Raw genomic sequence first — 19,701 nt, forward strand, 5'->3', positions numbered from 1 at the left:
TTAGTGTTTACGCGCGACACGTTCGAGCAATGCCGTCAGCTCATCGAGCTTAGCAGAGAGTGTCTCCACGTCATGTTTAGACGGAATGCCGATCCGATTCAAGGCACTTCCAACACGACTATCAAAAGCGCTTTCAACTTTATCCAGTTGCACTTCGACTCGACCTTTGATGCCGAAGACTTCGCTCTTGACTTGATCAATCTGACTGTTGGCTGCATCAAGTTGTTCAATCACAACTTTTTTGCCTTTACTTTCAACATGTTGACCAGTCTTAACCAGCTCTTTGAAGTACTCGGCGCCCTCGCTTCCGACCTTGGCGTAAGCCCCCAAACCGGCCAGCCAGATCTTGCGGGCATAGGATTTAACGTCAGTCAGGGCGTTAGTTCCGGTAGCAATTTTTTTCTTCAAAATAACTTTGGCCATGGTGCACCTCACGCATAAAGGGGGGAGGAACTGCCCACAGAAGTTGGGGGCTTGGGCACAAAGTAGGCAGAAAAATTAGAATCGGCACCCTAAGAAGGTCGCAAATCAGGCCAGGGCTTTATCCAGTGCCTTCTCGATTTCGGACTTGATGGTGCCACTCATGGCCGACATCAACAGGCCCAGTTCGACTTCAATCCGCAGGGAATCTTCCGCCACTTTCACGGTGCCTTTAACGCCCGAACGTTTGAGGTTCAGTGTGTCGCCGGCCCAGGAAGACTCCAGGCCATATTGCTCCTTGAGTTTGCTCGCCAACTTGTCGGCTTTTTCTCGCGCAGCGTCTTTGCCCAGTGTGTGGGCACGTTCAACCTGTATACGGGCCATTTGAATGACTCCTCGTTATAGAGACTTGTCGACCCGCCATGCGGCAAAAGGTCTCGGTGACCACCTATCTTACCTTCAGCCTTGCCAAGACAAAGCATGCCTTGGGGATTAGAATGCCCCCATTCTCTTTTGGTGACAGCGATATGACTGATCAGCGCAAAGGCAGCGATGCCGAACCCACCACTCACTTCGGCTTCAAGAACGTCCCGGAAAGCCAGAAAGCGGAAAAAGTCGCCGAGGTGTTCCACTCGGTCGCCGCCAAGTACGACTTGATGAACGACGTGCTCTCCGGCGGCATGCACCGCCTGTGGAAGCGCTTCACCATTGAGTTGTCGGGTGTACGCACCGGCAACCGTGTGCTGGATATCGCAGGCGGCACGGGCGACCTGGCCGCCAAGTTCTCCAAGCTGGTGGGCCCCACCGGGCAGGTGGTACTGGCCGACATCAACGGCTCGATGCTCAAGGTCGGTCGTGATCGCCTGCTGGACAAAGGTGTGGCGGGCAATATCGAGTTCGTCCAGGCCGACGCTGAAAAGCTGCCGTTCCCGGACAACCACTTCGACTGCGTGACCATCGCCTTCGGCCTGCGTAACGTGACCCACAAGGAAGACGCACTGCGCTCGATGCTGCGCGTACTCAAGCCCGGCGGTCGCCTGCTGGTGCTGGAGTTCTCCAAGCCGACCAACGCACTGATGTCCAAGGTCTACGACACCTACTCGTTCGCCTTCATGCCGTTGATGGGCAAGCTGATCACCAATGACGCCGAAAGCTACCGCTACCTGGCCGAATCGATCCGTATGCACCCGAACCAGGAAACCCTGAAGTCGATGATGGTAGAGGCCGGTTTCGACCGCGTGACCTACCACAACATGACCTCGGGCATCGTCGCCCTGCACCGCGGCATCAAGCCCTGATGCTGTTCGCAGGCCTTCTCGCCAGCGTCGAACACGGCCTCAACCGTGTACTGCGCCTGGACAGCACCGCCCTGGCACGGCTGGCGCACCTGAACGGCAGGATCATCGCCGTCGACTGCACCAGCCCCGCCTTGCAGCTGTTTATCCTGCCCAGCGATGAAGGCCTGTTGCTGGCGTCCCACTGGGCCGCCGACGCCGACTGCACCCTGCGTGCTTCCGGCTCAAGCCTGCTGCGCCTGGCCCTGAGCCGGGACAAGACGGCGATCCTCCACGGCCCGGACGTGGAACTTGAAGGCGACAGCGCGGTGCTGATGGACCTGGCCGCCGTGCTGCAAGACCTGGAACTGGACTGGGAATACGAGCTGTCACGCTGGCTCGGCCCGGTGGCCACCCAATTGATCAGCGGTCACCTGCGCAGCCGCACGCGCTGGTACCAGCAGGGTTTCGCCAGCCTGAACCAGAACCTCGCCGAATACCTGAGCGAAGAATCGCGCACCCTGGTCGGACAACGGGAAGCGGAAGCGCGCTTTCGCGAACTCGACCAGGCCAAACTCGACCTGGAACGACTTGAGGCGCGCTTCGAGCGCCTGAGCCGCTCCCTTGATTCAAGCGATAACGCATGAAGCTGCTCGCCGTCCGCCGTTTGTTTCGTATCCAGCGCGTCGTAATCCGCTACCGCCTCGATGACCTGCTGTTCGCCCTGCCGCTGCCGTGGTTTCTGCTGGCGGTGCGCTATGTGCTGCCGTGGCGCTGGTTCCCGCGCAAGACCCTCGAGCTGAGCCGTGGCGCGCGCCTGCGCCTGGCGTTGCAGGACTTGGGGCCGATCTTCATCAAGTTCGGGCAGATCCTCTCCACCCGCCGCGACCTGTTGCCCGAAGACATCGCCGACGAACTGATGCTGTTGCAGGACCGCGTGCCGCCGTTCGACTCGCAACTGGCAGTCACGTTGATTGAAGAACAGCTGGGCAAGAAGATCAGCGAAGTCTTCAGCCGCTTCGACATCGCGCCGCTGGCCTCGGCCTCGGTGGCCCAGGTGCATGCCGCGCAACTGAAAAGCGGCGAAGAAGTGGTGGTGAAGGTGATCCGCCCGGGCCTCAAGCCGATCATCGGCCAGGACCTGGCGTGGCTGTTCATTCTTGCCCGCGCCGCCGAGCGCTTTTCTGCCGATGCACGCCTGCTGCACCCGGTGGACGTGGTGCTGGACTACGAAAAAACCATCTACGACGAACTCGACCTGCTGCGCGAAGCGGCCAACGCCAGCCAGCTCAAACGCAACTTCGAAGGCTCGCAGCTGCTGTACGTGCCGCAAGTCTATTGGGACTGGTGCCGCCCGAAAGTGCTGGTGATGGAGCGCATCTACGGCGTGCAGGTCACCGACCTCGCGACCCTGGCCGACCAGCGCACCGACATGAAGATGCTTGCCGAGCGCGGCGTGGAGATTTTCTTCACCCAGGTGTTCCGCGACAGCTTCTTCCACGCCGACATGCACCCCGGCAATATCTTCGTCAGCACCGTGAACCCGTGGAGCCCGCAGTACATTGCGATCGACTGCGGCATCGTCGGCAGCCTGACCCCGGAAGACCAGGACTACCTGGCGCGCAACCTGTTTGCCTTCTTCAAGCGTGACTACCGCCGCGTGGCGCAGTTGCACATCGATTCGGGCTGGGTGCCGGCCGAAACCAAGCTCAACGAATTCGAAGCGGCGATCCGCACTGTGTGCGAGCCGATCTTTGAAAAACCGTTAAAGGATATTTCCTTCGGTCAGGTGCTGATGCGTCTGTTCCAGACGGCGCGGCGCTTCAATATGGAAGTGCAGCCGCAGTTGGTACTGTTGCAAAAGACCCTGCTGAACATCGAAGGCCTGGGCCGCCAGCTGTACCCGGACCTCGACCTGTGGAACACCGCCCAGCCGTTCCTCGAGCGCTGGATGCGGGACCGTATCAGCCCGAAAACCCTGCTGGGCAACCTGCAAAGCCAGGTCGAGCAACTGCCGCACCTGGCCAACATGACCCGCGACCTGCTGGAGCGCATGTCCCAGCCCCACGCCAAGGACCCCGCACCGCCGTGGCACAAGCGCAAGGACGACTGGTTCCTGCGCCTGCTGGGCGCCGCGCACCTGGTGGGCGGTACGATACTGGCCGCCGGCGGGCCGCTGAATGAACTGGGCCACTGGCCGGCCGGCATCATGGTCGCGGTGGGCGTGTATCTGATCGTGCGTCGATAGCCAATCCGGTTATACACTGTCGCAAATTGCCGGAGCCGAAAATGAAAGACTGGCTGGACGAGATCAAGTGGGACAGTGACGGCCTGGTGCCGGCCATTGCCCAGGACTACAAGACCGGGCGCGTGCTGATGATGGCCTGGATGAACCGCGAGGCCCTGAGCCTGACCGCCGCCGAGAACCGCGCCATCTACTGGTCACGTTCCCGTGGCAAACTGTGGCGCAAGGGCGAAGAGTCCGGGCACGTGCAAACCCTGCATGAGATGCGCATCGACTGCGATGCCGATGTGGTGATCCTCAAGGTCGAGCAGATCGGCGATATCGCCTGTCACACCGGCCGTCACAGCTGCTTTTACCGCGTGTTCGAGAACGGCGAGTGGAAGACCGTCGAGCCCGTGCTCAAAGACCCGCACGCTATCTATTCGGCAGGACACTGAACATGAGCGATACCCTCAACCGTGTGGCCCAGGTGCTGGAAGACCGCAAAGGCGCGGACGCCGACAGCTCCTACGTCGCCAGCCTGTACCACAAGGGTCTGAACAAGATCCTGGAAAAACTCGGCGAAGAATCCGTCGAGACGATTATTGCGGCCAAGGACGCGCAAATCAGCGGCGACTGCAGCGACGTGATCTACGAAACTGCCGACTTGTGGTTCCACAGTCTGGTCATGCTCGCCCAACTGGGGCAGCATCCACAGGCAGTGCTTGATGAACTGGACCGTCGCTTCGGCTTGTCCGGGCATGCCGAAAAGGCCTCGCGCCCGTCCGTCTGACCAACTTTTACAGAGGAATTGCAGCATGGGCATTTTTGACTGGAAACACTGGATCGTCATTCTTGTGGTCGTTGTGCTGGTGTTCGGCACCAAGAAACTGAAAAACCTCGGCACCGACGTCGGTGAGTCGATCAAGGGCTTTCGCAAGGCCATGAACGACGACGAAAAGCCTGCCGACCCGGCCGTCAATCCGGTGCCACCGGCGCAGCCTGTACACCCGCAGGCCACTCAGCCGATCACTGAACGTCGCACCTTCGACGTGCAGGCCGAGCACGTCAAAGAGCAGAACCAAAAAGACTCGTGAGTACTGAATAATGTTTGGTATCAGCTTCTCTGAACTGCTGCTCGTCGGCCTCGTGGCCCTGCTGGTACTGGGGCCGGAACGCCTGCCCGGTGCCGCGCGCACGGCCGGCCTGTGGATCGGGCGCCTGAAACGCAGTTTCAACGCGATCAAACAGGAAGTTGAACGGGAAATCGGCGCCGACGAGATTCGCCGGCAACTGCACAACGAACACATTCTGTCGTTGGAGCAGGAGGCACGGAAGATTCTCTCGCCGGTGCAGGAAACGCCCAAGCCGGTCGAGCCTGTGGCCGAGCATTCGATTGCTCCGCCCGCCGCACCCGCGCCTGCACCGGTCGCTGAACCCGTGCACGCCGTCGAGCCTGCGCCCACTGCGCCCGTGACCCCGACCGAACCCGCGCCGACACCTGCCGTGTCGCCCGCGCCCCACGACCCTACATTGCCGCCGCGAGCCCCATGAGCGCTGATAAACCGGAAACCGACCAGCACATGCCACTGGTCTCGCACCTCACCGAGTTGCGCACCCGCCTGCTGCGCTGTGTCGCGGCGATCTTCATCATCTTTGCCGGGCTGTTTGCCTTCACCCAGCAGATCTACACCTTCGTCTCCACGCCGCTGCGCGACTACTTGCCGGCTGGCGCGACGATGATCGCCACCGACGTGTCGTCACCGTTCCTCACGCCGTTGAAGCTGACGATGATGGTTTCGCTGTTCCTGGCGATCCCGGTGATCCTGCATCAGATCTGGGGCTTTATCGCGCCGGGCCTGTACAAGCATGAAAAACGCATCGCCGTGCCGCTGCTGGTGTCGAGCATCCTGCTGTTCTACACCGGGATGGCCTTCGCCTACTTCCTGGTGTTCCCGCTGATCTTCAAGTTCTTCGCCGCCGCCACCCCGGCCGGTGTGGAAATGATGACCGACATCACCAGCTACCTCGACTTCGTGATGACGCTGTTCTTCGCCTTTGGCGTGGCCTTCGAAATCCCGGTGGCCGTGGTGCTGCTGGTATGGATCGGCGTGGTCGACGTCAAATACCTGAAGAAGATCCGCCCGTACGTGATCATCGGCTGCTTCGTGGTCGGCATGATCCTGACCCCGCCGGACATCTTCTCCCAGACCCTGCTGGCCGTACCGATGTGGATGCTGTTCGAGATTGGCATCCTGTTTGGCAGCCTGGTGAGCAAGCGTGGCGATCACCCCGATGACCAACCCGCCGACGACGACCAGCCGCCAGCGACCCAGCCGTGAACCTGCTGCTGCTTGAGGAGGCCGACTTTATCGCGGCCGACCGGGTGGTGCTGCGTGATCGGCGCCTGGTGCATATGCAGGAAGTCCACCGTGCCGCCGTAGGCGACAGCCTGCGGGTCGGACGGATTGGCGGCTTGATGGGCAACGCGCAGTTGCTGCGCCTGGAAGCCCGGGAAGCCGAGCTGGAAGTGACCTTCGACCAGCCGCCGCCGGCCAAACTGCCCCTGACCCTGCTGCTGGCCCTGCCCCGTCCGAAAATGCTCCGCCGGGTGCTGCAAACCGTGGCGTCCATGGGCGTGCCGCGAGTGGTGCTGGTGAACAGCTATCGCGTGGAAAAAAGCTTCTGGCAGACGCCGTTCCTGGAGCCGGAAGCGATTCGCGAGCAATTGATCCTCGGCCTGGAACAGGCCCGGGACACGGTGCTGCCCGAGATCGTGATCGAAAAGCGCTTCAAGCCATTCGTCGAAGACCGCCTGCCCGCCATGGCGCAAGGCACCCTCGGCCTGATTGGTCACCCTGGCGACTATCCGCCCTGCCCTCGCGGGCTGGATGAGCCGGTCACCCTGGCCATCGGGCCGGAAGGCGGCTGGATTCCCTACGAGGTGGACCTGCTGGCCAAGGCCGGGTTGCAGCCGGTGCAACTCGGCGCGCGCATCCTGAGAGTCGAAACCGCCGTCACCGCATTGCTCGCCCGCCTTTTCTAACACCGCCCTCTCCTGTAGGAGCGAGCTTGCTCGCGAAAAACTCAAGGACACCGCGCTCACTCAGAATGCCCGCGTTATCGTTGACGACCTTCGCGAGCAAGCTCGCTCCTACAGAAACATCCGAATCTGCCGATACGCTCTGAATAAGTCCAAGCCTTGTTCCAGGGGAGTTCGCAGCATGTATCGTTGGTTAGCCGAGAAACTGGGGAATGTCAGCGTCAACCGCAAGCTGAGCATAGGCTTCGGCCTGGTATTGGTCCTGACCCTATTGATCACCTTCACCGGCTGGACCGGCCTCAGCGGCGTGATCAGCCGTGGCGACAAGCTGGGCTACATCTCCAGCCTCAACGGGCTGACCAAGGACCTGCGCCTGGCCCGACTGGACTTCGAAATGCGCCGTGGCGAACAAGGCACCAGCGCGGTCAACGACCTGATCACCCAGCTGGACAGTGGCCTGAAAACCGCCGCAGACCTGATCGAGCAACCCGACGACAAGCTCGTGGTAGAGCAGCAACAGGATGCCTTGGGGCAATACAAAAAAGCCTTCGGCGCCATGGTGCAGGCCGGCCTCAAGCGTGAAGGCGCCCGCAGCAAACTGGGCGATACCGCCGACAACGCCGTCGCGAAAATCAACGAAGTGGAAAAATCCCTGCTGCAAGGCGACAGCGTCACCCTGTTCAACAGCGTGGTCGACCTGAGCAAACTGATCCAGCAAGCGCGCTTCCAGGTGCGCGGCTACACCTACAGTGGCAAGGTCGAGGCCGAACAACCGGCGCTGGATGCCATCGACAACGCCCTGAAGAAAATCACCGACCTCAACGACCAGTTGCCCGAGCAATACCGGGCCAACCTGCAAGAGGCCAGCGTCTCGCTGCAGGCCTACCGCGCCGCCGTGAGCCAGTACCGCGACTCCCAGGTGGCCAGTGCCGCCGCGATGAAAATCATGGGCGAGCAGGGCGATATCCTGCTCGATCGCAGTAACAAACTCACCACTTCGCAAACCGTGGTGCGTGATACCGATGCCGCCCACGCCAAGAACCTGCTGTTACTGGCCACCGCCCTCGCGCTGGCGTTTGGTGTACTCGCCGCCTGGGCCATTACCCGGCAGATCGTGATTCCATTGAACCAGACCCTCAAAGTCGCCGAACGCGTGGCGTCCGGCGACCTGAGCCACAACCTGATCTCCCGGCGCCAGGATGAACTGGGGCAGCTGCAACGGTCGATGCAAAGCATGACCGTGGGCCTGCGGGAGCTGATTGGCGGTATCAGCGACGGCGTCACCCAGATCGCCAGTGCCGCCGAGCAGCTATCGGCCGTTACCGAGCAGACCAGCGCCGGGGTCAACAGCCAGAAGGTCGAGACCGACCAGGTGGCCACCGCCATGAACGAAATGGCCGCCACCGTGCAGGAAGTCGCCCGTAACGCTGAAGAAGCCTCGGAAGCCGCCGTAGCCGCCGACCAACAGGCCCGTGAAGGCGACAAGGTGGTCGGTGAGGCCATCGCCCAGATCGAGCGCCTGGCCAGCGAGGTGGGCAACTCCACCGAAGCCATGGGCCATCTCAAGCGTGAGAGCGACAAGATCGGCAGTGTGCTGGACGTCATCAAGTCGGTGGCCCAGCAAACCAACCTGCTGGCCCTTAACGCAGCGATTGAAGCGGCGCGCGCCGGTGAGGCCGGACGCGGTTTTGCGGTGGTTGCCGATGAAGTGCGCAGCCTGGCCCAGCGGACGCAGAAGTCCACCGAGGAGATCGAAGAGTTGATCGTCGGCCTGCAAAGCGGCACCCAGCAGGTGGCAACCATCATGGACAACAGTCGCGGCCTGACCGACAGCAGCGTCGAGCTGACCCGTCGGGCCGGCAATGCCCTGGAGAACATCACCCGTACCGTCTCGGCGATCCAGGCGATGAACCAGCAGATCGCCACCGCCGCCGAGCAGCAAAGCGCCGTGGCCGAAGAAATCAACCGCAGCGTGCTCAACGTGCGGGACGTTTCCGAACAAACCTCGGCGGCCAGCGAAGAAACCGCGGCTTCCAGTGCCGAGCTGGCGCGCCTGGGGGTTTACCTGCAAAGCCTGGTAGGTCGCTTCAAGGTCTGACCCGCTTGCGGCGGCCATCAGGGCCGTCGCTCCGACAATATGTGAAATTTCCTACGCGTTTTTCAGGTCGTGGATCACACACCTGGCGCCGAATAAAAGTAGCGTTTCAACTCCCCTGACCATTGTTGGCCGGACGCTTGAGACGCTCCTTTTGATTCGTTGGAGGTTCACCATGTTTCGTCCACTGACCCGCCTGCTCGGAAACATCAGCATCAGCCTCAAACTTGCCCTGGGCTTTGGCCTGGTGCTCAGCCTCAGCCTGATCATCGCCTCTACCGGCTGGCAAGCCTTGAGCGCATCCCTCGAGCGCTCCCAAAAACTCACGCTGCTCTCGCAATTGGCAGTCGTCGGCGAAGAGTTGCGCGCTGATCGCATCGTCTATCGCACCCTTAACGACCCGGCCAGCCTGTCCAAAATAGAGCTGCACATGGACAAGATCGACCAGTTCCTGGTGGATCTTTCCCCGCGATTTACCGACCCGGTCAACCAACAACAGCTGCAGGAAAGCCGACGCTTCGTCACCAGTTTCAAGACCGCCTTAAGCGGCCTGGAGGGGCTGATCAAGCAACGTGAAAACGCCCGTGAACAGCTCAAGCGCAGCTCAGTCCAGAGCAGTGACAGCCTCTCTGAACTGTCGAGCAACCTGCCCAATCAAGACGATGAAAAGGCCCTCGATGCCGTGGAACAATTGCGCCAGGCCCTGGAACAAGCCGAAGACCGCGCCCAGAGCCCCGCCTGGGCCGCTGCGTCATTGGACGCCTATGCCAAGGACGTGAGTGATGCGCTACTGGCCCTGGATGGCGCCCAGGCGGCGGTAGGCGCGCTGCCGGTTGACGCCAGCGCCCTGAAAAAAGTCCTGCTCGACTTTCGGACTCACCTGACACGCCTCAAGGACGCCCAACTCAGCGCCGAGACCACCCAGAACCAGCTTGAACAGTGGCTGGATCAATTGCTCACGGAAAGCGACCTGCTGAGCCAGGACCAGACCGCCAAGCGTGACAACGAAGCCAGCCTCGCCCGCACCCTGCTGCTCAACGTTACTGCAGCGGCGCTGTTGCTCGGCGTCGTGGCCGCCTGGTTGATCGCCGGCCAGATCGTCGCACCACTGCGCCAGGCCCTGTCCGTGGCCAACCGGTTTGCCGAAGGTGACCTGAGCCACGACATCCAGGCCTCGCGCCAGGATGAACTGGGGCAGTTGCAGCGCAGCATCGGGCAAATGACCCTCAACCTGCGGGGCTTGATCAGCGGCATCGGCGACAGCGCCCAGCAGATCGCCAGCGCCGCCGAGCAACTCTCGGCGGTCACCGAGCAAACCCGCGACGGGGTCGACGGCCAGAAGCAGGAAACCGAACAGGTGGCCACCGCCATGAACGAGATGCTCGCCACCTCCCAAGAAGTTGCGCGCCATGCCGAGCAAGCGTCGCTGGCTGCTGCCGAGGCCGACCGGCAGGCGGGCCAGGGCGATCAGGTGGTGGCTGAGGCCATTACCCACATCGAGCACCTGGCTCAGGAGATGGCTCGTTCAAGCCAGGCCATGCAAGGCCTGCAACAGGAAAGCCGGAAGATCGGCAGCGTGCTGGAGGTGATCAAGTCGGTATCGGAACAGACCAACTTGCTGGCCCTCAACGCCGCGATCGAGGCGGCCCGCGCAGGCGAAGCCGGCAGGGGGTTTGCCGTGGTCGCCGATGAAGTGCGCAGCCTGGCACAACGCACCCAGCAGTCGGCCGAGGAAATCGAGGAGTTGATCAGCGGCCTGCACCGGGGCACGCAGCAGGTGGCGGACATTATGGACAACAGTCGCAGCCTCACCGACAACAGCGTGCAACTGACCCGCCGCGCAGGAGAGGCTCTGGCTGGCATCACCCGTACCGTGTCAGTGATTCAGGAGATGAACCCGCAGATTGCCGCTGCCGCCGAGGAACAAACCGCGGTCGCCGAGGAGATCAACCGCAGCGTGTTGAAGGTCAAGGATGTATCGGAACAGACCTGGGCCGCGAGTCAGGACACTGCGGCGGCCAGTGTCGAACTGGCGCGCCTGGGGGCGGATTTGCAGGTGTGGGTGGGCAAGTTCAAGGTCTGAAAAAACCCAACCTGTGGCGAGGGAGCTTGCTCCCGCTGGAGTGCGCAGCGCTCCTATCTTTTTTTGGAGCCGCTACGCGGCCCAGCGGGAGCAAGCTCCCTCGCCACAAGAAACATTCCCACGCATTTATAGAACCTGGCGCAGGAAGGCTTGGGCGCGAGGGTCCTTCGGCGCATCGAAGAATTGCGCCGGGGCGGCGTCCTCCAACAGTTTGCCGTGATCGAAGAACAGCACGCGATCAGCCACTTCCCGGGCAAAGCCCATTTCATGGGTGACGCAGACCATGGTCATGCCTTCCAGGGCCAGGGTCTTCATCACGTCCAGCACTTCGCCGACCATTTCCGGGTCCAGGGCCGAGGTGGGCTCGTCAAACAGCATCACCTTGGGCTCCATCGCCAGCGCGCGGGCAATCGCGACGCGTTGCTGCTGGCCACCGGAAAGCCGCGACGGGAACTCGTGGGCTTTCTGGGCAATGCCGACTTTCTCCAGGAGCGCCAGGGCCTTGGCCTCGCGCTCTTTCTTGCCGCGCTTGCGCACGACTTTTTGCGCCAGGCAGAGGTTTTCCAGCACGGTCATGTGGGGGAACAGGTTGAAGTGCTGGAACACCATGCCGACTTCACGGCGGTAGGCGTTCACGTCGGTCTTCGGGTCTGCCAGTTGCAGGCCGTCGATGCTTACCGAGCCGGAATCGAATTCCTCCAGGCCGTTAAGGCAGCGCAGGAACGTCGACTTGCCGGAACCGGACGGGCCGATCACCACCAGCACTTCACCCCTGGCCACCTGCGTGGTCACGTTATCCACCGCGCGCACGACGTGGCCACGGGTGTCGAAGACTTTTACCAGATCGCGGACTTCAATCACTTTGCGCGAGCCTCCGCTCAAGCCGGCTGGCGATTTTCGACAGCGGCAGGTTGATCAGCAGGTACAGGCCTGCGACGCAGAACAGGATTTCGAATGGCGAGAACGAGGTGGTGATGACCTCGCGGCCGCTTTTGAGCAGCTCGGTAATCGCGATCACCGACACCAGGGACGTGTCCTTGACCAGGCTGATAAATTGCCCGGCCAGGGGCGGCAGCACGCGCTTGAAGGCTTGCGGCAACACCACGTGGCGCATCGACTGACCGGCACTGAGCCCCAGGGAACGTGCCGCCTCATTCTGCCCACGGGCAATCGACTGCACGCCGGCGCGGATGATTTCCGCCACATAGGCACCGGTAAACAGCGAAAGCGCGGCGATCCCGGCGAATTCCCGGGACAGGTTGAGCACCGTGCCGATAAAGAAATAGAAAATGAAGATCTGCACCAACAACGGCGTACCGCGCACCAGTTCGACGTAGATCGTCGACAGATCGCGTAAAGTTGGGTTGTTCGACAGGCGACACAATCCGGTAGCCAGGCCGATCAACAGTCCCAGCACCCCGGACACCACCGATAGCCACAACGTAGTCCACAAGCCCCACAGCAGAGGGCCTGCAGCCCAATGCCGGGTGACGCCGACCACATCGCCCTCGGCCACGTCATCGCCCTTGGCCACTTGCAGGCTGTTCTCGGCCACGGTCAGGTGCTGTTCGTCGCCCTCGTCATTACGCAGGGTGACGTCAGCCACATCGCCCTTGCGCACCAGCTCGCTGACGGTGGAAATGTCCGACGCACGCTGGGATTCTTCGGCCTGGTAGACGAAGTACTGCGGCACGCGGTTCCAGCGCCATTCGTAGGACATCAGCGAGGTGGCGTAATACAACGCGCCGGCCAGGCCGACCAGCACCAGCACCGTCAGCAGGTGCCAGGGCCATTGGGCTTTTTTCTGTTTCATTACGGGTTCCGGGATATGTCGAGATCGTTCCCACGCTCTGCGTGGGAATGCCTCACTGGACGCTCAGCGTCCGCTTTGTGACGCAGAGCGTCACGGGCTGCATTCCCACGCGGAGCGTGGGAACGATCAATGCAGGTCAGCTTTTATTCCATGTCCTTGAGCCACTCAGAGCTCTTGAACCACTTGTCATGGATGCGATCGTAGGTGCCGTCGTTGCGGATCTGGTGCAGGAAGTTGTTGATGAAGTTGATGCTGTCGTAGTCGCCCTTCTTCAGGCCGAACGCCAGGGGTTCAAAGGTGAACGGCTGATCAAGGAACACCAGTTTGCCGGCGCCGACCTTGTTCACGGCCACCACGTTGTACGGGGCGTCATAGACGAAGGCGTCAGCCTTGCCGTTGACCACGTCCAGAACAGCTTCCTGCTCGTTGTCATAGCCGTGGTACTTGGCTTTGGAGATCAGCTTCTTGGCCACCATCTCGCCGGTGGTGCCGAGCTTGGAGGTCAGGCGGTATTTCTCGTCATTCAGGTCTTTGTAGGACTTGATGGTGCCCTCCAGCTCCTTGCGGATCAGCAGGGTCTGGCCGACCACGATGAACGGTTCGCTGAAGTTCAGGCGCAGGTTGCGTTCCTGGGTCAGGGTCATGCCGCTGCCGATCATGTCGAACTTGTCGGTCAACAGGGCCGGGATGATGCCGTCGTAACCGGTGGAAATCGGCTCGAACTTCACGCCCATCGACTTGGCCATGGCTTTGAGGATGTCGACTTCAAAGCCGATGATTTCGCCGCGTTTGTTGGTCATCTGGAACGGCATGTAGGTCGGGTCCATGCCGACTTTCAGCGTACCGCGCTTGACCGCATCATCGATGGCGCCGGCATGTGCCGCGTTGACCGCCACCAGTGCGGTGACACCCAGCAGCAGCATCGAAAGATACTTTTTCATCATCAAGTCCCCTGAACTCATTTTCTTGTGAGGTCGGCGCGCAAAAGGGCTGCACCATTTCGGGGTGCGATCCTAACTCACTCACCGCCGGGTACAAAGGTTTCGCCGGGATTTGTTGCCAAGGTATGACAGAAAAGCCCCACAACCGTGCAGAGAAAGGCATGGCTAGACACCTCGACCCACGGCCCAGCCAATTGCTTGATGTGTAAGCAGTTATGACTACCAGTCCACTTCCGCCATCCAGCCCGAGTCCTTGAACCACTTGTCATGCAGCCGATCGTAGGTGCCGTCCTGGGCCACCTGGTTGAGGAAATGATTGATCCAGTTGAGGCTGTCGTAATCGCCCTTTTTCAAGCCGAACGCCAGGGGCTCGTAGGTGAAGGGTTGCTCCAGCGCCAACAGCGCACTGTTCTGGGGCTTGGTAATGGCGATCAGGTTATACGGCGCATCATGGATAAACGCATCGGCCTTGCCCTCCACCACCTGGCGCACGCCTTCTTCAGGTGTTGGAAAACTGCGCAGCCGTGCAGTGCCGAGAAACCTTTTCGCCGCCGCCTCGCCTGTGGTGCCTTCGGCGGCCACGATCCGGTAACCGGCCTCGTTCAAGTCCTCGATGCTCTGGACCTTGTCGGCCAACCGAGGGTTCAGCAGCACGGTCTGGCCGACGATGATGAACGAGTCGCTGAAATTGAGGGTCAGGTTGCGCTCCTGCGTGACAGTCATGCCGCTGCCGATCAGGTCGAACCGGCTGGCCAGCAGGCCGGGAATCAGGTCGATATACGGTACCGAAACCAGCTCCAGCTTGACCCCCAGCCCCTTGCTCATCTCCCGGAGCAGGTCAATTTCAAACCCGACGATCCGGCCTTTCTTGTCGGTCATCTCAAAGGGCACGTAGGCCGGATTGGTGCCGACTTTCAACACACCCCGCCGAACGGCCTCATCTATGGCTCCGGCATGCGCCAGGTAACCGTGGGAAAATGTGACGATGCCGAGCAGCAGCATCGACAAATACCTTTTGATCATGAAAAAAGCCCCTGTTCCATTAAACACTCCCACACCCGGCCACGCGCAAGTTCGCGTAAGCCGCAGGCTTCGAGTCAGATTTGGGGGGCGATGCTAACCCACTCGCAGGCACGGCAATATGCCTCGGAGAAGGGTCTTTTGTTTCGAAATAACAAGGAGTTAGCGCGATGCAGCAGAAGGGAAAAACAACGTAGGACGGTTATCGCAAACGCCCCCGAGGTGGCACCTCGGGGGCGTCGGAATCAGGCCGGTTGAGCCTGGGACGACAGCGGCTTCAATGGCAGCAATGGCGCATGCGGATCGGCCTTGACCGATTCGCGCCAGGCGCTCAGCCACTCGGCGTGGCCTTCGCTCCAGACCTGCTCGTGCAAGCGTGCCAGGGCGACCGGGTCGCTGAGCAAGGCCAGGCGTTCACCGTTGTTGAGGCCGGCCGGGCCGACTTTCAACGCGTGGCGAACCCGATCAACACGCAGCCATTCAATCGGCTCCGCCTGCCCGTGACGGGAAGTTGCCAAGGCGCACGCCAGGGCGTTCTGCTGCGGATCGACCACCGCCCGCACAAAACCGTCATTGAGCGCATGCCAACGGTTTTCGTGGGTGTACTTGTCGGTCGACAACAGCGCCTGGGGCGGATTGTATTCCTCGGGGATCAGGAACAGGCTCTCGTCGCGAGACTTGAGGCCCAATTTGACCCGGCTGGAAATCACCGACACCGGAATCGACAGCATCAGCGAACCGACGATTGGCACCAGCCACCACAGGAAGCTTGGGTTCAACCACACCACCAGCAGCGCCCAGAAGAAGCCGAGCAGGGTCTGCGGACCGTGGCGCTTGACTGCCTCGCTCCATGGCGTGGAGTCGTCGTCACGCTGTGGCGAGTTCCAGGTCGCCGCCCAGCCGAGGAACGCGGCCAGTACGAAACGGGTGTGGAAAATCATCCGCACCGGCGCCAGCAACATGGAGAACAGCATCTCCAGCAGCATCGACAGGGTCACCTTGAACTTGCCGCCGAACTCTTTCGCGCCCTTGGCCCAGATCAGGATGATGCTCAGCAATTTAGGCAGGAACAGCAGCACGATGGTGGTGGAGAACAGCGCCACCGCCTTGTCCGGATGCCATTGTGGCCACAACGGATACAACTGGCGCGGCGCCATGAAGTACTGCGGCTCCATCAGTGTGTTGACCGCCAGCAAGGCCGTGGACAGCACCAGGAAGAAGAACCACAACGGTGCCGACAGGTACGACATCACGCCGGTGAGGAACACCGCACGGTGCACCGGGTGCATGCCTTTTACCAAAAACAGGCGGAAGTTCATCAGGTTGCCGTGGCACCAGCGACGGTCACGCTTGAGTTCGTCCAGCAGGTTCGGCGGCAGCTCTTCGTAGCTGCCCGGCAAGTCGTAGGCAATCCACACGCCCCAGCCGGCGCGGCGCATCAGCGCAGCTTCAACGAAGTCGTGGGAAAGAATCGCACCGGCAAACGCACCTTTACCCGGCAACGGCGCCAGGGCGCAGTGCTCGATAAACGGCTTCATGCGGATGATCGCGTTGTGACCCCAGTAGTGGGATTCACCCAGCTGCCAGAAGTGCAGACCGGCGGTAAACAGCGGGCCGTACACCCGGGTGGCGAACTGCTGCATGCGCGCATACAGGGTATCCATGCCCGACGCACGTGGCGCGGTCTGGATAATCCCGGCATCCGGCGTGGCTTCCATCAGGCGCACCAGGCTGGTCAGGCATTCGCCGCTCATCACGCTGTCGGCGTCGAGCACCACCATGTACTTGTAGTCACCGCCCCAACGACGGCAGAAGTCGTCGAGGTTGCCGCTCTTGCGTTTGACGCGACGGCGACGGCGGCGATAGAAGATCTTGCCGAAGCCACCGGCTTCGCGGCACACGTCGAGCCAGGCTTGCTGCTCGGCGATGCAGATGTCGGCCTCGTTGCTGTCGCTGAGGACGAAGAAGTCGAAACGGTCCAGGTCACCGGTGGCAGCCACCGATTCGAACGTCGCGCGCAGGCCGGCAAATACCCGGGGCACGTCTTCGTTGCAGATCGGCATGACCAGGGCGGTGCGGGCGTCTTTCGGAATCGGCTCGTCACCGGCACTTTTACCGGAGATACGGTATTTATCGTGACCGGTCAGCAGTTCCAGGAAGCCCATCAGCGCGGTCCAGAAACCGGCCGAGACCCAGCAGAACAGAATCCCGAACAGCACCAGGATGCTGGTTTGCAGGGCGTAAGGCAGTACCTGGGTCGCGGTTTGCAGCAGGGTCTGGTTGCGGATCTCGTCAAAGTCGACGAAGGACCAGCCCTGGTACGGCATGATGCCTTTCATGTACCAGCCGGCAACGATCGTCTGGCCGAGCATCAGCACCAGCAGGATATAGCGACGGATCGAACCGACGGTGCGCCAGCGGGCAGCCGGCAGCACGCGCTCATCCTTCGGCGGTGCCGGTGGATTGGTGCGGCCGGTCAGGCGGCGCCAGCCACGCACCAGGATATTGGTGCGCCACGGCTCAGGCACGACCTTGGTCCGACGGATCGGCGGCGTGGCCTTGAGGCAAACCCGGCCGCTGGCGTCGAGCACCAGCATTTCGGCGTCTTGCAGCTCTTCGGCAGTGTTGAGGGTCAGCCGGGCGCCTACCGATGCCTGGGCAGCGTCGGCAGGCGCGTCGAACGTGGACGATGACAGGCGCTTGTGCAATTCACTGAAGGACTCGCAGCCCGCCAGTTCGGCGCGCTGCTCATCGGTCATCGGTAGATGCGCCAGGTACTCGGCAAGAGTCTCTGGCTGGACTTGAGAATTACTCATCGGCAGGCAACTGATAGCTCCAGGTTTCGGTCAGGACTTGCTCTGTCTTGGCCTGATCCTGGGTAGGGAGTGGTGTGGCTGGGGCAGCCGCTTCCGGCTGCTTGGCGTCCTTGTCCTTGGCGTCTTTCTTGGCCGCTTTCTCGTGCTGTTTAGCCAGTACTTTGTCGGCTTTCAACACTTGGGTCGAAACCTTCTCCGGTTCCGGCTGCACGATGTCCTGAACCAGAGCAGCGCGCATTTCAGTCGGCTTGCCTGCGTCCTTGATCTTCATGCGCAGGGTCAGGCGCCAGCCTTGGGTGTGTGGGTTGTAGCGCACGCTGTTTTCAACGATTTCGGCGTTGTCGCCCACGCTGACCTGGCTGCGAACCGGTGCGTCAGCTGGCAGTTTCTTCAGGGACGGGCCCTCGAAGTCCACCAGGTAAGCCACGCTGCCGTCTGGCTGACGGATCAGGTTGGATTGCTTGACGTCGCCGGTGGAACGCAGGGTCTGCTTGACCCAGGCGCTTTCTGGCGAATGGAACTCGGCGTCTTGCAATGTCCAGTGCAGGCGGTAGGCAACGTCCAGCGGCTTGCCTGGCTCCGGCAGTGTTTCCGGGCTCCAGAACGCAACGATGTTGTCGTTGGTTTCATCGGCGGTCGGAATCTCTACCAGGTCGACGGAGCCCTTGCCCCAATCGCCTTCAGGCTCGATCCAGGCGCTTGGGCGCTTGTCGTAGTTGTCGTCGAGGTCTTCGTAGTGGCTGAAGTTGCGGCCGCGTTGCAGCAGGCCGAAACCACGCGGGTTTTCCACGGTGAAGTTGCTGACCGACAGGTGTTTGGGGTTGTTCAGTGGGCGCCAGATCCACTCGCCGTTGCCGGCATGGATCGACAGGCCGCTGGAATCGTGCAGCTCGCGACGGTAGTTGAGGACCTTGGACGGCTGGTTGGCGCCGAACAGAAACATGCTGGTCAGCGGGGCGATGCCCAGCTTGGTGACCTTGTCACGCAGGTACATCTGGGATTTGACGTCGACGATGGTGTCGGTACCCGGGCGCAGGATCAGGCGATAAGCGCCGGTGGCCCGCGGCGAATCCAGCAGGGCGTAGATCACCAGCTGTTTCTCACCCGGTTTTGGACGCTCGATCCAGAACTCGGTGAAACGCGGGAATTCTTCGCCGGACGGCAACGCGGTGTCGATCGCCATGCCGCGGGCAGACAGGCCGTAGACCTGGTCCTTGCCCACGACGCGGAAATAGCTGGCGCCGAGCATGGTCATGATTTCGTCTTGCTTGTCACCCTTGTTGATCGGGTACAGCACACGGAAACCGGCATAACCCAGCTGTTCGGTGGATTTGGGATCAAACTTGACGTCGCCGAAATCGAAGCGGGACGGGTCGTACTTGATTTCCTGAACGCTGTCGGCGGTGACTTCGTTGATTTTCACCGGTGTATCGAAATGCATACCCTGGTGGTAGAAGGACAGCTTGAACGGGGTGTTCTGATCGGCCCACTCGGCTTTTTCGTTGCGGAAACGAATTTTCTGGTAATCAGCGAATTTCATTTCGCGGAATTCGTTCGGCAAATTGCTGCGCGGCGCTTCGTATTTCTGCCCGGCCAGCTCTTTTGCCTTGGCCGACACATCATCCAGACTGAATGCCCACAGTTGACCCGCGCCGAACAGGCAAAACAGGGCAGAGCCCGTCACCAGTACGTTTCGTAACCGTTTGGCAGACAATTTTGGTGCATTACAGGGACTAACAATCACGAGCAACCCTCGCCGAAAACAGATCAAAAAACCAACGGCCAGCTATCTATATGCCAGGTTGGCGAGCATTGTTCCGACTCCCATGGGGCTAAATGATTCCCCAATGGCTATCGGACAAGTCTCTACCTAAGTCAAAAATGGACCAATTAACGCTGATCCCCGTAGCGCGCGATTATCTAGTAGCCCGCGTGACAACGCATCAGGGTCAGCGAAGTATTTGTAGCGAAA

Annotated in this window: 18 protein-coding genes and 2 pseudogenes; 12 read left to right on the forward strand and 8 right to left on the reverse strand. The window is 61.1% G+C overall.

The genetic code is table 11. From position 1 onward, the window contains the following. Together HX824_RS16550 and HX824_RS16555 are read right to left on the reverse strand one after the other, a co-directional pair. Complete coding sequence (locus HX824_RS16550; protein ID WP_003209309.1) at window positions 1-423, reverse strand: phasin family protein; 423 nt, start codon at window positions 421-423, stop codon at window positions 1-3. Window positions 424-528: 105 nt separating this feature from the next. Next, window positions 529-804, reverse strand: a complete 276-nt coding sequence (locus HX824_RS16555) for a polyhydroxyalkanoic acid system family protein (RefSeq protein WP_008439272.1) — start codon at window positions 802-804, stop codon at window positions 529-531. Window positions 805-947: 143 nt separating this feature from the next. On the opposite strand from HX824_RS16555, the gene ubiE reads away from it, so the two are divergent. From ubiE to HX824_RS16610, 12 genes and pseudogenes are all read left to right on the forward strand, one after another. Next, window positions 948-1,718: a bifunctional demethylmenaquinone methyltransferase/2-methoxy-6-polyprenyl-1,4-benzoquinol methylase UbiE gene (gene ubiE, locus HX824_RS16560; RefSeq protein ID WP_003209306.1), complete on the forward strand. Its 771-nt coding sequence runs from the start codon at window positions 948-950 to the stop codon at window positions 1,716-1,718. Then, window positions 1,718-2,341 (forward strand): SCP2 domain-containing protein, encoded by a 624-nt coding sequence (locus HX824_RS16565; RefSeq protein ID WP_003209304.1) that lies wholly within the window; start codon window positions 1,718-1,720, stop codon window positions 2,339-2,341. The genes ubiE and HX824_RS16565 overlap by 1 nt, the downstream gene beginning before the upstream one ends. Continuing rightward, the gene (gene ubiB, locus HX824_RS16570; protein ID WP_003209302.1) at window positions 2,338-3,942 is read left to right on the forward strand and encodes a ubiquinone biosynthesis regulatory protein kinase UbiB; all 1,605 of its coding nucleotides are present in this window, start codon (window positions 2,338-2,340) and stop codon (window positions 3,940-3,942) included. Before HX824_RS16565 ends, ubiB begins: the two co-directional genes overlap by 4 nt. A 41-nt stretch (window positions 3,943-3,983) precedes the next feature. Further along, window positions 3,984-4,376, forward strand: coding sequence for a phosphoribosyl-AMP cyclohydrolase (hisI, locus tag HX824_RS16575; protein ID WP_010169173.1), 393 nt, complete (start codon window positions 3,984-3,986; stop codon window positions 4,374-4,376). Window positions 4,377-4,378: 2 nt separating this feature from the next. Beyond that, window positions 4,379-4,711 (forward strand): phosphoribosyl-ATP diphosphatase, encoded by a 333-nt coding sequence (locus HX824_RS16580; RefSeq protein ID WP_008439273.1) that lies wholly within the window; start codon window positions 4,379-4,381, stop codon window positions 4,709-4,711. A 25-nt stretch (window positions 4,712-4,736) separates the two neighbouring features. After that, on the forward strand, window positions 4,737-5,015 hold the full coding sequence (locus HX824_RS16585) for a twin-arginine translocase TatA/TatE family subunit (RefSeq protein ID WP_003209298.1): 279 nt from the start codon (window positions 4,737-4,739) through the stop codon (window positions 5,013-5,015). A 10-nt stretch (window positions 5,016-5,025) separates the two neighbouring features. Then, window positions 5,026-5,472, forward strand: coding sequence for a Sec-independent protein translocase protein TatB (gene tatB / locus HX824_RS16590; RefSeq protein ID WP_003209296.1), 447 nt, complete (start codon window positions 5,026-5,028; stop codon window positions 5,470-5,472). Continuing rightward, window positions 5,469-6,260 carry a twin-arginine translocase subunit TatC gene (gene tatC, locus HX824_RS16595; protein ID WP_026078063.1) on the forward strand — a complete coding sequence of 264 codons (792 nt, stop codon included), beginning with the start codon at window positions 5,469-5,471 and terminating at the stop codon, window positions 6,258-6,260. Before tatB ends, tatC begins: the two co-directional genes overlap by 4 nt. Continuing rightward, complete coding sequence (locus HX824_RS16600) at window positions 6,257-6,964, forward strand: 16S rRNA (uracil(1498)-N(3))-methyltransferase (RefSeq protein ID WP_003209293.1); 708 nt, start codon at window positions 6,257-6,259, stop codon at window positions 6,962-6,964. Before tatC ends, HX824_RS16600 begins: the two co-directional genes overlap by 4 nt. Window positions 6,965-7,142: 178 nt before the next feature. Continuing rightward, window positions 7,143-8,201, forward strand: a pseudogene (locus HX824_RS32975) (methyl-accepting chemotaxis protein); the annotation flags it as partial. Between the two features lie 144 nt (window positions 8,202-8,345). After that, on the forward strand, window positions 8,346-9,059 hold the full coding sequence (locus HX824_RS32980) for a methyl-accepting chemotaxis protein (protein ID WP_371132926.1): 714 nt from the start codon (window positions 8,346-8,348) through the stop codon (window positions 9,057-9,059). Window positions 9,060-9,231: 172 nt separating this feature from the next. Continuing rightward, the gene (locus HX824_RS16610; protein WP_177054816.1) at window positions 9,232-11,139 is read left to right on the forward strand and encodes a methyl-accepting chemotaxis protein; all 1,908 of its coding nucleotides are present in this window, start codon (window positions 9,232-9,234) and stop codon (window positions 11,137-11,139) included. A 126-nt stretch (window positions 11,140-11,265) separates the two neighbouring features. Here the strand turns inward: HX824_RS16610 and HX824_RS16615 are convergent, their stop codons facing one another. The 6 genes and pseudogenes from HX824_RS16615 to HX824_RS16640 all read right to left on the reverse strand — a co-directional run bounded on the left by HX824_RS16615 (window position 11,266) and on the right by HX824_RS16640 (window position 19,473). After that, window positions 11,266-12,000 (reverse strand): amino acid ABC transporter ATP-binding protein, encoded by a 735-nt coding sequence (locus tag HX824_RS16615; RefSeq protein ID WP_087692909.1) that lies wholly within the window; start codon window positions 11,998-12,000, stop codon window positions 11,266-11,268. Further along, a complete protein-coding gene (locus HX824_RS16620; protein ID WP_177054817.1) occupies window positions 11,993-12,952 on the reverse strand; it encodes an amino acid ABC transporter permease in 960 nt (319 codons plus the stop codon). Before HX824_RS16620 ends, HX824_RS16615 begins: the two co-directional genes overlap by 8 nt. 143 nt (window positions 12,953-13,095) lie before the next feature. Then, entirely contained in the window at window positions 13,096-13,893 is a 798-nt protein-coding gene (locus tag HX824_RS16625; protein WP_003209284.1) for a transporter substrate-binding domain-containing protein, read from the reverse strand. 219 nt (window positions 13,894-14,112) lie between these two features. Continuing rightward, window positions 14,113-14,916, reverse strand: a complete 804-nt coding sequence (locus tag HX824_RS16630) for a transporter substrate-binding domain-containing protein (RefSeq protein ID WP_177049084.1) — start codon at window positions 14,914-14,916, stop codon at window positions 14,113-14,115. Between the two features lie 237 nt (window positions 14,917-15,153). Next, a pseudogene (gene mdoH / locus HX824_RS16635) lies at window positions 15,154-17,729 on the reverse strand (glucans biosynthesis glucosyltransferase MdoH); the annotation flags it as partial. Next, window positions 17,722-19,473 carry a glucan biosynthesis protein G gene (locus tag HX824_RS16640; RefSeq protein ID WP_008439280.1) on the reverse strand — a complete coding sequence of 584 codons (1,752 nt, stop codon included), beginning with the start codon at window positions 19,471-19,473 and terminating at the stop codon, window positions 17,722-17,724. The gene HX824_RS16640 and the pseudogene mdoH, both read right to left, overlap by 8 nt. Window positions 19,474-19,701 lie beyond the last annotated feature (228 nt).

The sequence above is a fragment of the Pseudomonas sp. D4002 genome, from assembly GCF_013385665.1.
Lineage (GTDB): Bacteria > Pseudomonadota > Gammaproteobacteria > Pseudomonadales > Pseudomonadaceae > Aquipseudomonas.